A 13669-nucleotide genomic window follows, 5' to 3' on the forward strand; every position below is an offset into this window, starting at 1 on the left:
AAGCGATTACCCATGACCACTCGTACCCGTATCCTCACCGGTATCACCACCACCGGCACGCCGCATCTGGGCAACTATGCCGGAGCGATTCGCCCTGCGATCGTGGCCAGCCTGGACACCAATGCCGACTCGTTTTACTTCCTGGCGGACTATCACGCCCTGATCAAATGCGATGACCCGCAGCGCATTCAGCGCTCGCGTCAGGAAATCGCTGCGACCTGGCTGGCAGCCGGGCTGGACGTTGAGCGTGTGACGTTCTATCGCCAGTCAGACATCCCGGAAATCCCGGAACTGACCTGGTTGCTGACCTGCGTGGCGTCCAAGGGTTTGCTCAATCGCGCCCATGCCTACAAGGCCTCGGTGGACAAGAACCTGGAAAACGGCGAAGACCCGGATGCGGGGATCACCATGGGGTTGTTCAGCTACCCGGTGCTGATGGCTGCAGACATCCTGATGTTCAACGCGAACAAGGTGCCGGTCGGTCGCGACCAGATCCAGCACGTTGAAATGGCCCGCGATATCGGTCAGCGCTTCAATCACCTGTTCGGCAAGGGCAAGGATTTTTTCGCCATGCCTGAAGCCGTGATTGAAGAAAGCGTCGCCACCTTGCCGGGCCTAGATGGCCGCAAGATGTCTAAAAGCTACGACAACACCATTCCGTTGTTCAGTAGTGCTAAAGACATGAAAAGCGCGATTTCACGGATCGTCACCGACTCCCGGGCGCCGGGCGAAGCCAAAGATCCGGACAACTCGCACCTGTTCACCTTGTATCAGGCGTTCTCTTCGCCTGAGCAGTGCGCAGAGTTCCGTGGCGAGTTGTTGCAAGGTCTGGGCTGGGGTGAAGCCAAAGAGCGTCTGTTCAAGCTGCTGGACGCCGACCTGGGCGAGTCTCGCGAGCGTTATCACGAACTGATGTCACGCCCGTCCGATATGGAAGACATCCTGCTGGCCGGTGCCCAGAAAGCCCGCAAAACCGCGACCCCGTTTCTGGCCGAGCTGCGTGAAGCGGTCGGTCTGCGTTCGTTTGTCAGTGCTGCCCAGACTGCCACGTCCAGCAAGAAGAAAGCGGCCAAGGGCCCACGCTTCGTCAGCTTCCGTGACGAAGATGGCAGCTTCCGTTTCCGTCTGCTGGCTGCCGATGGCGAGCAATTGTTGTTGTCGCGCAACTTCGCTGATGGCAAAGCCGCCGGTCAGGTGACCAAACAGCTGCAAGCGGGCGAGGCACTTGATATTCGTCCTCAGGACCTGAGCTTCAGCGTCTGGCTGCATGACGCCTGCGTCGCCGACAGCCCGGCATTCGCCGATAGCGCGGCCCGTGACGCGGCAATCGAAGCGTTGCGTGTGGCGCTGGTGCCCGCGCAGGATTAAAAAGTGCGGCGTTTCGACTCAGGGTTGATTGCCATTCCCAAGGGCCGTCGCTACAGTGGCGGCCCGTTTTTGTTGCCTTGCTAACGAATTATGACGCCTCTAGAACGATATCAAGCTGATCTGAAACGCCCGGACTTCTTCCACGATGCCGCGCAGGAAAACGCCGTGCGCCATCTGCAGCGTCTGTATGACGACCTGGTTGCCTCCTCGCAGAGCAAGCCGGGGTTGTTCGGCAAGCTGTTCGGCAAAAAAGAACAGACGCCGGTCAAGGGTCTGTATTTCTGGGGCGGTGTGGGCCGGGGTAAAACCTATCTGGTCGATACGTTCTTTGATGCGCTGCCGTTCAAGCAGAAGGTGCGTACTCACTTCCACCGTTTCATGAAGCGTGTGCATGAAGAAATGCGCACCCTCAATGGTGAAAAGAATCCACTGACCATCATTGCCAAGCGTTTCGCCGATGAGGCGCGGGTGATTTGTTTTGACGAGTTTTTTGTGTCGGACATTACCGATGCCATGATCCTCGGCACCCTGATGGAAGAATTGTTCAAAAATGGCGTGACCCTGGTCGCGACCTCGAACATCGTGCCGGACGGCCTGTACAAGGACGGCCTGCAACGTGCGCGCTTCCTGCCGGCGATTGCACTGATCAAGCAGAACACCGACATCGTCAACGTCGACAGTGGCGTCGATTACCGTCTGCGCCACCTGGAGCAGGCCGAGCTTTACCATTTTCCGCTTAACGAGGCTTCCGAGAAGTGCCTGCGCGAGAGCTTTAAAGCGTTGACGCATAACTCTTCCAAGGTGATCGAGAATGACGATCTGATCATTGAGAACCGCACCATTCGCGCAGTACGTACCTGTGATGACGTGGCCTGGTTCGATTTCCGCGAACTGTGTGATGGTCCGCGCAGCCAGAACGACTACATCGAGCTGGGGAAGATTTTCAACGCGGTGATCATCAGCGGCGTGGAGCAAATGGACGTTAAAAGCGACGACATTGCGCGACGTTTTATCAACATGGTCGACGAGTTCTATGACCGGGGCGTAAAGCTGATTATCTCGGCTGAAGTTGAGCTGAAGGATCTGTATAAGGGCGGGCGTCTGAACTTCGAGTTCCAGCGCACCCTGAGCCGACTGCTTGAGATGCAGTCCCATGAATACCTGACGCGGGCGCACAAGCCGTAGTCGAGCGCTGTATCAAAAAAAGGCCTGCATTGCAGGCCTTTTTTATCTGTCGCGATCCATGCAGAAGTCGGGCTGCGGCCATAGAGAGGCTGGCTACAGGTCAGGCGGCCTGCTGGAACTGTTGCCGGTATTGATTGGGTGACAGTTCGGTGTGCTGACGAAACAGCCGTGCAAAGAAGCTCGCATCGTCGTAGCCCACGTCGTAGCTGATGGTCTTGATGCTTTTGCGGGTGGCCGAGAGCAGGCCCTTGGCGGTTTCTATGCGCAGACGTTGCAGGTAGTGCAAGGGTTTGTCACCTGTTGCCATCTGAAAGCGGCGCATGAAATTGCGGATGCTCATGCCATGTTCCCGGGCTACGTCTTCGAAGCGGAACTTGTCTGCAAAATGCTCTTCGAGCCAGTGCTGGATTTGCAGGATTATCACGTCCTGATGCAGCTTTTGTCCGCCAAAACCGATGCGTCCGGGCGCGTAGTTGCGCTGCACTTCGTAGAGGATGTCGCGGGCCACGGCCTGGGCGATGTTGGCCCCGCAAAAACGTTCGATCAGATAAATATAGAGATCGCAGGCTGAGGTCGGGCCGCCGGCGCAGTAGAGGTTGTCGGCGTCGGTCAGGTGCTTGTCCTGATTGAGGTGAACCCGCGGGAAGCGCTCGGCGAAGCTATTGAAAAACCGCCAGTAGGTGGTGGCTTCCTTGCCGTCCAGCAGCCCGGCTTCAGCCAGCCAGAAGGCTCCGGTGGCCTCTGCGCACAAGACTGCACCGCGGGCATGCTGCGCACGTAGCCAGGGCAGGATTTGCGGATATCGCTGGCACAGGGTGTCAAAGTCGTCCCAGAAGGCCGGGAGGATAATGATGTCAGTGTCTTCCAGGGCGCCATCGACGGGGATCACTACGTTGCTGAAGCTGCTGACGGGGTTGCCGTCGGGGCTGACCAGTCGGGTTTCGAATCCGGCGATGAGACCCAGGCCCAGTTTTTTGCCATGGCGCAGGCTGGCGAGATGAAAGAAGTCCTTGGCCTGCATCAGGGTTGAGGCAAATACCTGATCGATGGCCAAGATGCTGACGCGCCGCAGGGGCGTGGAGAGTTGGTTAGACATGATTTGATTATTCTTATAGGTGAAATTGGTCAACTTACGGCTGGATCGTCTTATTTTTTATCCTGTGTGTCTAGGGGTAAGGGGCTAGCGCGAACTCCGTAGCAGTTGTCCCAGGCCGCGTCCGTTGGTTAAGCCTTCGTAAAGTCAGGTTGCGCGGTCCTCCAGGAAAACCGCGCTTTCAGGTTTACGATCGCTTCGCAATCGAACGCAGCCTGCGCAAGCGGCGCGGCTAGGGTGCCGGGTTTGGCTGGTCCTTGTGGATGGCTTCAATGCCTGCGAGCACTTCATCCGACAGTTTCAGGTCGAAGCTGCCAATGTTGCTGGCAAGCTGCTCCATCGTCGTGGCGCCGATGATGTTGCTGGTCACGAAGGGCTGTTGCGTTACGTATGCCAGCGCCATTTGCGCCGGGTCCAGGCCGTGTTCGCGAGCCAGCGCCACGTAGCGCTCGCTGGCAGTCACTGCTTGCGGGTTTGAATAGCGCGAGAAGCGGCTGTAGAGACTCAGGCGGCCTTTTGGAGGTTGCGCGCCGCCACTGTACTTGCCTGAGAGCATGCCGAACGCCAGGGGTGAGTAGGCGAGCAGGCCGCATTGTTCGCGAATGGCAATTTCAGCCAGGCCGACTTCAAAGCTGCGGTTCAGCAGGTTGTAAGGGTTCTGGATCGAAACGGCGCGTGGCCAGCCCCGGCTTTCAGCCAGTTGCAGGAATTTCATGGTGGCCCATGGTGTTTCGTTGGACAGGCCGATATGGCGAATTTTTCCGGCCTTGACCTGCTCGTCCAGCGCTTCAAGGGTTTCTTCGAGCGGGGTGAAGTCTTCGTCGGCGTTATGTTTGTAGCCCAGTTGCCCGAAGAAGTTGGTGCTGCGCTCTGGCCAATGCAGTTGGTAGAGGTCGATCCAGTCGGTTTGCAGGCGCTTGAGGCTGGCGTCCAGTGCCTGGACGATATGAGTGCGGTTGTGTTTGAGCTGGCCGTCACGAATGTAGTCGATGCCATTGCCGGGGCCGGCGATCTTGCTGGCCAGGATCCAGTCGGCGCGATCGCCCCGGGTTTTGAACCAGTTGCCGATGTAGCGTTCGGTGCTGGCGTAAGTTTCTGCCTTGGGCGGTACCGGATACATTTCGGCGGTGTCGATGAAATTGATACCGGCGTTTTTCGCATACTCGATCTGGGCGAAGGCTTCATCCTGCGTGTTCTGCTCGCCCCACGTCATGGTTCCGAGAGCAATTGCACTGACTTTCAAATTGGTGCGGCCTAGCTGGCGGTAGTCCATCGGTGACTCCTTCGGGTAAAGAATCATAAAAGCAGGTTGTATTTTGTTTCGCAATCTGGATAATTGCCGACCTCTTTCTGCGGTGGAAGTGATGCGCCGCCTGCCGAAGAATCTTGCCGTTGAACGGACGCGCTGACCCGAGCCCCCGATAGCGTCTGTATCCGGCTGCCTTTGACTTGTCAAAGTACGCACTATTCAGTAAGATCCGCCGTCTAATTTACAGGGCGGCCCCTGAGGCTATAAAGAATGAAAACTTTTACTGCTAAACCGGAAACAGTTACGCGCGACTGGTTTGTCGTCGACGCTGCTGGCCAGACACTGGGTCGTCTGGCCACCGAAATCGCGAGCCGTCTGCGTGGCAAGCACAAGCCTGAATACACTCCGCACGTTGACACCGGTGACTACATCGTTGTTATCAATGCCGAGCAGATTCGTGTCACTGGTGCTAAAACCACTGACAAAATGTACTACTCTCACTCCGGTTTCCCGGGCGGGATTAAGTCGATCAACTTTGAAAAGCTGATCGCCAAAGCTCCTGAACGCGTGATCGAGACCGCGGTTAAAGGCATGCTGCCTAAAAACCCGCTGGGTCGCGACATGTACCGTAAGCTGAAAGTCTATGCGGGCGCTGTTCACCCTCATACTGCTCAGCAGCCCCAAGAACTGAAGTTTTAACGGAATAGTTCATTATGTCGGCGACTCAAAACTACGGCACTGGCCGTCGTAAAACCGCAACCGCACGCGTTTTCCTGCGTCCAGGTACCGGTAACATCTCGATCAACAACCGCACTCTGGAGAATTTCTTCGGTCGCGAAACTGCCCGCATGGTAGTTCGTCAGCCGTTGGAACTGACTGAGACTGTCGAGAAATTCGACATCTACGTCACCGTGATCGGTGGTGGTGTAAGTGGTCAGGCTGGCGCAATCCGCCACGGTATCACTCGCGCACTGATGCAGTACGACGAAACTCTGCGTGGCGCTCTGCGCAAAGCAGGCTTCGTAACTCGCGATGCTCGTGAAGTTGAACGTAAGAAAGTCGGTCTGCGTAAAGCGCGTAAGCGTCCGCAGTACTCGAAGCGTTAATTCGCAGCTTCGTTCAAAAAAGCCCAGTCTCCTTAGGAGCTGGGCTTTTTTTATGGGTGGTGAATTATTGGTGTGACAACTTGCCACATTCAGCAAATGCCTATACTACAAGGCTTGTAGCCGACCCAGAGCGGTAATTACCTTGTCAGAGTAGGGGCTTTTCATTACCATTCTGCAAAATTTTTATAAGTTCAGATTTTTACTTAGTAGATGCCTGATTTAACAGGCCACAAAGCTGATGGGAGAGGACTGAATGAGCAATGACGGCGTAAATGTCGGCCGGCGTCGCTTCCTCGTAGCAGCCACATCCGTGGTGGGTGCTGCAGGAGCGGTGGGGGCGGCGGTCCCGTTCGTGGGGTCGTGGTTTCCCAGTGCCAAGGCGAAAGCCGCAGGCGCACCGGTGAAAGTGAATATTGCAAAGATCGAGCCAGGACAGCAGATGATTGCTGAATGGCGTGGTCAGCCGGTATTCATTGTCCGCCGCACTGAGGAGATCCTGACAAATCTCAAGAAGATTGAAGGACAGCTCGCTGATCCTGACTCCAATCAATCCGATCAACCTGAAAACTCAAAAAACGAATGGCGGTCTATCAAGCCAGAAGTTTTGGTGTTGATTGGGATTTGCACTCATTTGGGATGTTCGCCTACTTTCCGTCCCGAGGTTGCTCCTGCTGACCTGGGCAAGGATTGGGTTGGGGGTTATTTCTGCCCTTGCCATGGCTCGCACTATGACCTGGCCGGCCGCGTCTACAAGTCGCAACCTGCTCCACTGAACCTGCCGGTACCGCCTTACTACTATGTTGAGGGCAGTGACAATGTGATTGTCGTTGGCCTTGAAGGGGAGAGCGCGTAATGAGCAAGTTCATGGACTGGATTGATGCCCGCTTCCCCGCTACCAAAATGTGGGAAGACCATCTCAGCAAGTACTACGCTCCGAAGAACTTCAACTTCTTCTATTTCTTCGGTTCTCTCGCATTGCTCGTTCTGGTCAACCAGATTGTCACCGGTGTGTGGCTGACAATGAGCTACACGCCGTCGGCAGAAGAGGCGTTTGCCTCCGTCGAATACATTATGCGTGACGTCGAATACGGTTCCATCCTGCGCTATTTGCACTCAACCGGTGCGTCAGCATTCTTTGTTGTGGTGTATCTGCACATGTTCCGTGGCTTGCTCTACGGTTCGTATCAGAAGCCGCGTGAGCTGGTCTGGCTGTTCGGCATGATGATTTATCTGGCCCTGATGGCAGAGGCCTTTATGGGTTACCTGCTGCCTTGGGGGCAAATGTCCTACTGGGGCGCTCAGGTGATCATCTCGCTGTTCGGTGCGATTCCGGTTATCGGTAACGACCTGACTCAGTGGATCCGTGGTGACTACCTGATCTCCGGCATTACCCTGAACCGTTTCTTCGCCCTGCACGTAGTAGCCTTGCCTATCGTGATCCTGGGTCTGGTTGTGCTGCACGTTCTGGCCTTGCACGAAGTGGGGTCCAACAACCCTGACGGCGTGGACATCAAGAAGCATAAAGACGAAAACGGCGTACCGCTGGATGGCATTCCTTTCCATCCGTATTACACCGTGAAGGATATCGTCGGTGTGGTGGTGTTCCTGTTTATCTTCTGTTCAATTGTGTTCTTTTTCCCGGAAATGGGTGGTTACTTCCTGGAAAAACCTAACTTTGAGCAGGCAAACGCATTTAAAACGCCTGAGCATATTGCACCCGTCTGGTACTTCACTCCGTTCTACGCCATCTTGCGTGCGATCCCGGACAAGCTGCTTGGTGTAATCGCCATGGGGGCTGCAATTGCCATGCTGTTCGTGTTGCCATGGCTTGACCGTAGCCCGGTGAAGTCCATGCGCTACAAGGGCTGGCTGAGCAAAATATGGCTGTGGGTGTTCTGCATCTCGTTCGTGATTCTGGGCGTGTTGGGTGTATTGGCACCGACTCCGGAACGTACATTGCTGTCGCAGGTTTGTACGTTCCTGTACTTCGCCTACTTCATTCTGATGCCGTTCTACACCAGGCTTGAGAAGACCAAACCGGTTCCGGAAAGGGTGACTGGCTGATGAGAAAGCTATTTGCTGTATTGATGCTGGCGGTGATGCCTGTGTTGTCCTTTGCGGCGGAACAGGGTGTTCAGCTCGACAAGGTCGACATCGATGTTTCTGACAAGGCGGCCCTGCAGGACGGCGCCCGTACGTTCGCCAACTACTGCATGGGCTGTCACAGTGCGAAGTTCCAGCGGTACGAGCGTGTTGCCGATGATCTGGGGATCCCCCATGACCTCATGCTTGAGAACCTGGTGTTCACCGGCGCCAAAATTGGCGACCACATGAACATCGGCATGCAGCCTGAAGATGCCAAGGCCTGGTTCGGTGCTGCACCGCCAGACTTGACCCTGGTGGCGCGTGTTCGTGGTACTGACTGGCTGTATAGCTACCTGCGCTCTTTCTACGAAGACCCGTCACGCCCTTGGGGTGTGAACAACAAAGTCTTCCCGAATGTGGGGATGCCGAACGTTTTGGCACCGTTGCAAGGGCGTCAGGTTGTAGGTTGCAAGCAAGTACAGATCGTCGAAGACGGCAAGAAGCAGTATGATCCGCTCACTGGCACGCCTTTGACACATGAAGCATGCGACCAGCTGACAGTTTTGCCTAAAACCGGCACGCTGACTGAAGAGCAGTTCGATGAGAAGATCAAGAACCTTGTGACCTTCCTGGCCTATTCGGCCAACCCGGTGAAGCTGGAGCATCAGCGCATCGGTACCTACGTACTGCTCTATCTGGCCTTCTTCTTCGTATTCGCTTATCTGCTCAAGCGCGAATACTGGAAAGATGTGCACTGATATCGTTACACGCATTGCTGTTAATCGTGCGCGCCCGAGGGTGTCTCTGAAAAGGTAACAGTGCAGGATGAGTGGCGGGCAAGGTTGCAAGACCTTGCCCGTCCGGGTTCTGCGGTTACCGGAGACATTCCTTGGGCGCGTTCGTTTTTCCGCTCCTGATAATTTCAACAAGCGAGGAGGACCGCCATGGGCGTGACCAATCGGTTGGCCTGTTACTCCGACCCCGCCGACCACTATTCCCATCGAGTACGCATTGTGCTCGCCGAGAAAGGTGTCAGCGCCGAGATCATCAGTGTGGAGGCGGGCCGTCAGCCGCCGAAGCTGATCGAAGTGAACCCGTATGGCAGCCTGCCAACCCTGGTCGATCGTGACCTGGCGTTGTGGGAGTCGACGGTGGTGATGGAATATCTGGATGAGCGTTATCCGCATCCGCCGCTGTTGCCGGTATATCCGGTAGCGCGGGCCAATAGCCGTCTGCTGATTCATCGCATCCAGCGTGACTGGTGCGTGCTGGTGGATCTGATTCTTGATTCGCGTACCAAGGAGCCTGCACGGGTTCAGGCGCGTAAAGAGCTGCGTGAGAGTCTGACAGGTGTGTCTGCATTGTTTGCAGACAAACCTTTTTTCCTCAGCACGGAGCTAAGTCTGGTCGACTGCTGTCTATTGCCGATACTCTGGCGCTTGCCTATTTTGGGTATTGAATTGCCGCGGCCGGCCAAGCCGCTGCTTGACTATATGGAGCGCCAGTTTGCGCGTGAGACTTTCCAGGCAAGCTTGTCTGGCGTTGAACGCGACATGCGCTAAGGCTTTAGGAGCCCTTGATGAATTCAAGTCGACCTTATCTGGTGCGTGCGCTCTATGAGTGGATTGTTGATAACGATTGCACTCCGCACATGCTGGTTAATTCTGACTACCCGAAGGTGCAAGTACCTCAGGGTTTTGCCAGTGACGGGCAGATTGTCCTGAATGTTTCGCCCACCGCCGTGCGTCAATTGCACATGGACAACGAAGCAGTAAGCTTTGAAGGGCGTTTTGGTGGTGTGCCACACACGTTGTACGTGCCTATTGCGGCAATTCTGGGGGTTTACGCCCGTGAGAATGGTCAGGGCATGGTGTTTGATCTGGAAGAGCCTGTAGATGGCGATGACGAGGTCGAGCCGGATGACGATGGGCCGCCGCCAGGTACTGAGCCGCCAAGACCTACGGGTCGGCCAAGCCTGAAAGTGGTCAAGTAACAAAAAGGCGACCTGCAAGGGTCGCCTTTTTTGTGTCTGATTTTTATAAGATCGCGAGGCAATCGTTTGGTCAGTCGATGTACTCAAACAGCTTCACGATTTTCTGTACTCCGGAAACGCCCTGCACCAGATTGGTTGCGCGGGTTGCTTCCTGCTTGGTCACCAGGCCAAGCATGTAGACGATGCCGTTTTCAGTGACGATTTTGATCCGCGAGCCCGGAATCGCGTTGTCGGTCAGCATCTGGGTTTTGATCTTGGTCGTCAGCCACGCGTCATTGTTGCGTGCAAGGATCGAAGACGGTGCCATGACTTGCAGTTCGTTGTTGACCTTCTTCACTCGCTGCACAGCGGCTGCTGCTTGCTCGGCCTGGGCCTTGAGGTCGGCGCGAGGGGTCTGGCCAGCCAGCAATACGATGCCGTTGTAGCTGGTCACGACGATGTGTGAGCCTGTGTCCAGATCCGGGTTGGCCTTGGCTACGTTCACGGCGACCTTGGTTTCGATCAACGAGTCGTCGATCTTGCTGCCGAACGTGCGCGTGCCACGATCATCTTCGATCGGCGTGTCGCGGGTGGCTGTCAGTACTGAGCTGCAGCTGGCGGTCAAGCCAAGGCACAGGGTCAGGGCAACCAGGCTGAGGCGTTTTAAAGTCATTCTTCACTCCCGAACAGTTGGCTGTCGATCAGATCGCACAAGCAGTGGATCGTCAGCAGGTGGACTTCTTGAATACGTGCGGTGACATTGGAAGGGACGCGAATCTCCACGTCCTCTGGCAGCAGCAGTGAAGCCATGCCGCCGCCATCTCGACCCGTCATGGCAACCACGATCATTTCGCGATCATGCGCCGCCTGAATTGCCTGGATGATGTTGGCTGAGTTGCCGCTGGTTGAAATGGCCAGCAAGACATCGCCTGGCTGGCCCAGGGCGCGAATTTGTTTGGAGAAAATCTCATTGAAGCTGTAATCGTTGGCGATCGAGGTGATCGTCGAAGTGTCAGTGGTGAGTGCAATGGCGGGCAGGCTGGGCCGCTCGCGTTCAAAGCGATTGAGCAGCTCTGATGAAAAGTGCTGTGCGTCGCCTGCAGAGCCGCCGTTACCGCATGAAAGCATTTTGCCTTCGTTGAGCAATGCGTTGACCATCACCTGGCTCGCTTGCTCGATGTGAGGTGCAAGAACGTCCATCGCCTGCTGCTTGGTGTCGATGCTGGCCTGAAAAAGCTGGCGAATCCGGGATTGCATGTCCATCTATGTGACCTTAAGTAGGGCGGCTGGTCGGGCGTAACCCAAGTGTTCCTGGGAGACTTCCCGGCACAAAAATGTTCAGCCCGCAAAGCAAAGCAAAATCGTTTAATAAAAGGGTGCTGGAATAGGCCTGGCAGCTTGCTAGCTGTCAAAGGCATTCCGTAGCCAGTTCAAGTGAGGTGTTGCGCTGTCCATTGCCACGACGTCAAATCGGCACGGGTGATTGGCCCAGCGCGACTCGCGTTGTAAAAAATACTGAGCTGCAAGTATCAGCTTCTGCCGCTTGCGTGCGTCAATGCTGGCTAATGCTCCGCCCCATTGCGCATGCTTTCTGTAACGAACTTCGACGAATACTACTGTATCGCCGTCAAGCATGACCAGATCCAGCTCGCCGCGCTTGCATAGCCAGTTCTGTGCCAGCAAGCGTAAACCCTGTTGCTCAAGATGCCGCAGCGCCATGCGCTCGGCATCCTTGCCTGTTTTCAGGCTTGAGCGGTCGGGCATCAGTTCGGGGTGTCGGGCAGGCGCTGAACCTGGCCGTTAACAAACTCGGCCCATGGCAGCTGGCGCTCGACATGCTGCGACGGGCTCATGCTGAGGCTGCCGGACAGGCCGTCGATCCTGCTGTCTGGCAGGGCTTTGAGCTGGCCCAGGCGCGATGTCAGGGTATAGGCGTCAACGCCCATGGCGTACAGGCGGCCCAGGCTGCTACCGGCCTGGGGCCATTGCGCGGCCACTTGCTGGCGCAACGGGTTGCCCGGTTCCAGCAGCCATGGAGTTTCGCAAAAGCGTACGCCATTCATGTCTTTGTACTGATCCTGATTGCCGCTCGCACTGAAAACGTGGGAAGTGGCGTAAACCGGCAGGTCGCCTGCGTATTGATAGTTCAGGGTCGGTTTGATCTGCTGGGCTTGCTGGGGTGTGGCAGCCAAAAACAGGAACTGCATAGGCTCGCCTGCACTTTTACGCAGTTGCACCAGATCGCCAACCTGCTGTGCCAGGGCTACGGGTTTATCAATGTATTCAATGCCGACGATGGAACCGCCATGGGCGACCCATTCCTGGCGGAACGCATTGAGCACGCGCTCGCCCCATTCACCTTTGGGCACCATGGCGCCAGCGCGGGTCAAGCCGTCGGCGCGGGCGCGGCGGGCTACTTCGCGGGCTTCGTCTTCAGCTGCCAGGCCAAACTGGAACAGTTGCGCTGGGCCTTGGGCGCCATCGCTGTAATTTAGTGCCAGTGTGGTGATAGGCAGTTGTGGGCGTGCATTAAGCTGCTTGACCAGAGACTTCTCCAGCGGGCCAACCACCAGTTGCACGCCATCGGCCTGTGCAGTGCGATAGAAATCATCCAGTGATGTCAGGCGCGAGCTGTCATAAAACTGAATGCTCGGCGGGTTTGCTCCAGCTTGCTGTGCCTGGTAGTGAGCAGCCATAAAGCCGTCGCGCAGGGCTTTGCCGACAGCGGCCAACTGGCCATCCTGTGGTAGCAGTACGGCGATTTTGGTCAATGGCTGGCTGGCCAGCTCTTTGAGCTTGATCAGTGGAGCAGGTAGTTGGATCGAAGCCGGGTGATTGGGGTTCTGTGCACGCCACTGGTCAATGGCGTTCTGTTGATCCTGCAAAGTACCGGCGCTCTTCACTGCCAGTGCAAGGGACATCCATCCGCCCATCACATCGTTGCTCTGCGCGCGCAATTGATCGACCGGTAATGCGGCGACCAATGTCCAGATGGCTTCGTTGTTACTGTTGGCCGCGTCGCCGGTCAGGATCGGGCTCATCGCCGCACGTTCGCGTGCTGCAGCCAGTGTCTGGCCGTCAGCTTCAAGAGCGCGGGCATGGACTGTATGTGTGCGCACTTGCAAATCGTTGGGCAACTCGCCAATGCGTGACACGCTCGGGTGATTCAGGGCGGCCAATGCTGCTTTGGGATCATTGCGGTTCATTGCCAGTTCGGCTGCCAGCGTGCTGGCAAATACTTGCTGCGCTGGTTTGAGCTGATCCAGTGGGACCTGGGCCAAAATCTGCGCTGCGCGCTGATCATTCTTTTGGCGCATGGCGAGGTCGGCCGCCGACAAGCGCAACAAAGCGGCTTTTTCCGGATTTTGGGTTTGCGACGCCTGTTGCAGCAGCTGTTCAAGGCTGGCATCCGGGGTCCGGGGGAGTTCGCCAAGGCTGGACGAGGGCGAGCTGGCACAAGCCGCCAACAGGGCAGCAAGGCAGAGGGCAGTGAACAGCCGCAGGCAAGCGATCATGTAGTGTTCCTGATACTCGATCAAAAGAGTGGGAAGTGTACCCAAGCACTGGCCGGGGCGCGATGTTACAGACAATAAAGCCTAAATTTAGATGAG

The 13669-nt window shown here is 56.3% G+C and carries 15 protein-coding genes; 9 read left to right on the forward strand and 6 right to left on the reverse strand.

The features are described 5' to 3' along the window. Nucleotides 1-12 precede the first annotated feature (12 nt). Nucleotides 13-1368: a tryptophan--tRNA ligase gene (locus ACP7BO_RS01825; RefSeq protein ID WP_397455774.1), complete on the forward strand. Its 1356-nt coding sequence runs from the start codon at nt 13-15 to the stop codon at nt 1366-1368. Nucleotides 1369-1458: 90 nt separating this feature from the next. After that, a complete protein-coding gene (gene zapE / locus ACP7BO_RS01830; protein ID WP_426208326.1) occupies nt 1459-2553 on the forward strand; it encodes a cell division protein ZapE in 1095 nt (364 codons plus the stop codon). 100 nt (nt 2554-2653) lie between these two features. On the opposite strand, the gene ACP7BO_RS01835 is transcribed toward zapE, so the two are convergent. Both ACP7BO_RS01835 and ACP7BO_RS01840 read right to left on the reverse strand, forming a co-directional pair. Beyond that, a complete protein-coding gene (locus ACP7BO_RS01835) occupies nt 2654-3574 on the reverse strand; it encodes a GlxA family transcriptional regulator (RefSeq protein WP_171970565.1) in 921 nt (306 codons plus the stop codon). Nucleotides 3575-3878: 304 nt separating this feature from the next. Then, nucleotides 3879-4919, reverse strand: coding sequence for an NADP(H)-dependent aldo-keto reductase (locus tag ACP7BO_RS01840; protein WP_426208328.1), 1041 nt, complete (start codon nt 4917-4919; stop codon nt 3879-3881). 246 nt (nt 4920-5165) lie between these two features. Between ACP7BO_RS01840 and rplM the strand changes: the two genes are divergently transcribed. From rplM to ACP7BO_RS01875, 7 genes are all read left to right on the forward strand, one after another. After that, nucleotides 5166-5594, forward strand: a complete 429-nt coding sequence (rplM, locus tag ACP7BO_RS01845) for a 50S ribosomal protein L13 (RefSeq protein WP_048359182.1) — start codon at nt 5166-5168, stop codon at nt 5592-5594. 14 nt (nt 5595-5608) lie between these two features. Beyond that, the gene (gene rpsI / locus ACP7BO_RS01850; RefSeq protein WP_003216038.1) at nt 5609-6001 is read left to right on the forward strand and encodes a 30S ribosomal protein S9; all 393 of its coding nucleotides are present in this window, start codon (nt 5609-5611) and stop codon (nt 5999-6001) included. Between the two features lie 253 nt (nt 6002-6254). Beyond that, complete coding sequence (gene petA / locus ACP7BO_RS01855; RefSeq protein WP_060690741.1) at nt 6255-6854, forward strand: ubiquinol-cytochrome c reductase iron-sulfur subunit; 600 nt, start codon at nt 6255-6257, stop codon at nt 6852-6854. Next, nucleotides 6854-8065: a cytochrome b gene (locus ACP7BO_RS01860; protein WP_060690742.1), complete on the forward strand. Its 1212-nt coding sequence runs from the start codon at nt 6854-6856 to the stop codon at nt 8063-8065. The genes petA and ACP7BO_RS01860 overlap by 1 nt, the downstream gene beginning before the upstream one ends. Further along, a complete protein-coding gene (locus ACP7BO_RS01865) occupies nt 8065-8844 on the forward strand; it encodes a cytochrome c1 (protein WP_397455777.1) in 780 nt (259 codons plus the stop codon). Before ACP7BO_RS01860 ends, ACP7BO_RS01865 begins: the two co-directional genes overlap by 1 nt. A 186-nt stretch (nt 8845-9030) precedes the next feature. Further along, on the forward strand, nt 9031-9648 hold the full coding sequence (locus tag ACP7BO_RS01870) for a glutathione S-transferase N-terminal domain-containing protein (protein ID WP_060690744.1): 618 nt from the start codon (nt 9031-9033) through the stop codon (nt 9646-9648). 17 nt (nt 9649-9665) lie between these two features. Then, nucleotides 9666-10079: a ClpXP protease specificity-enhancing factor gene (locus ACP7BO_RS01875; protein WP_060690745.1), complete on the forward strand. Its 414-nt coding sequence runs from the start codon at nt 9666-9668 to the stop codon at nt 10077-10079. Nucleotides 10080-10149: 70 nt separating this feature from the next. Here the strand turns inward: ACP7BO_RS01875 and ACP7BO_RS01880 are convergent, their stop codons facing one another. The 4 genes from ACP7BO_RS01880 to ACP7BO_RS01895 all read right to left on the reverse strand — a co-directional run bounded on the left by ACP7BO_RS01880 (nt 10150) and on the right by ACP7BO_RS01895 (nt 13573). Then, nucleotides 10150-10731, reverse strand: a complete 582-nt coding sequence (locus tag ACP7BO_RS01880) for a BON domain-containing protein (protein WP_426208332.1) — start codon at nt 10729-10731, stop codon at nt 10150-10152. Continuing rightward, complete coding sequence (locus tag ACP7BO_RS01885) at nt 10728-11321, reverse strand: phosphoheptose isomerase (protein WP_060690747.1); 594 nt, start codon at nt 11319-11321, stop codon at nt 10728-10730. The genes ACP7BO_RS01880 and ACP7BO_RS01885 overlap by 4 nt, the downstream gene beginning before the upstream one ends. 138 nt (nt 11322-11459) lie before the next feature. Beyond that, nucleotides 11460-11822 carry a YraN family protein gene (locus ACP7BO_RS01890; protein WP_426208334.1) on the reverse strand — a complete coding sequence of 121 codons (363 nt, stop codon included), beginning with the start codon at nt 11820-11822 and terminating at the stop codon, nt 11460-11462. Beyond that, a complete protein-coding gene (locus ACP7BO_RS01895; protein WP_397455780.1) occupies nt 11822-13573 on the reverse strand; it encodes a penicillin-binding protein activator in 1752 nt (583 codons plus the stop codon). Before ACP7BO_RS01895 ends, ACP7BO_RS01890 begins: the two co-directional genes overlap by 1 nt. Between the last annotated feature and the right edge of the window lie 96 nt (nt 13574-13669).

Origin of the sequence: Pseudomonas sp. TWR2-1-1 (genome assembly GCF_049897045.1) — a bacterium.
GTDB lineage: Bacteria > Pseudomonadota > Gammaproteobacteria > Pseudomonadales > Pseudomonadaceae > Aquipseudomonas > Aquipseudomonas versuta.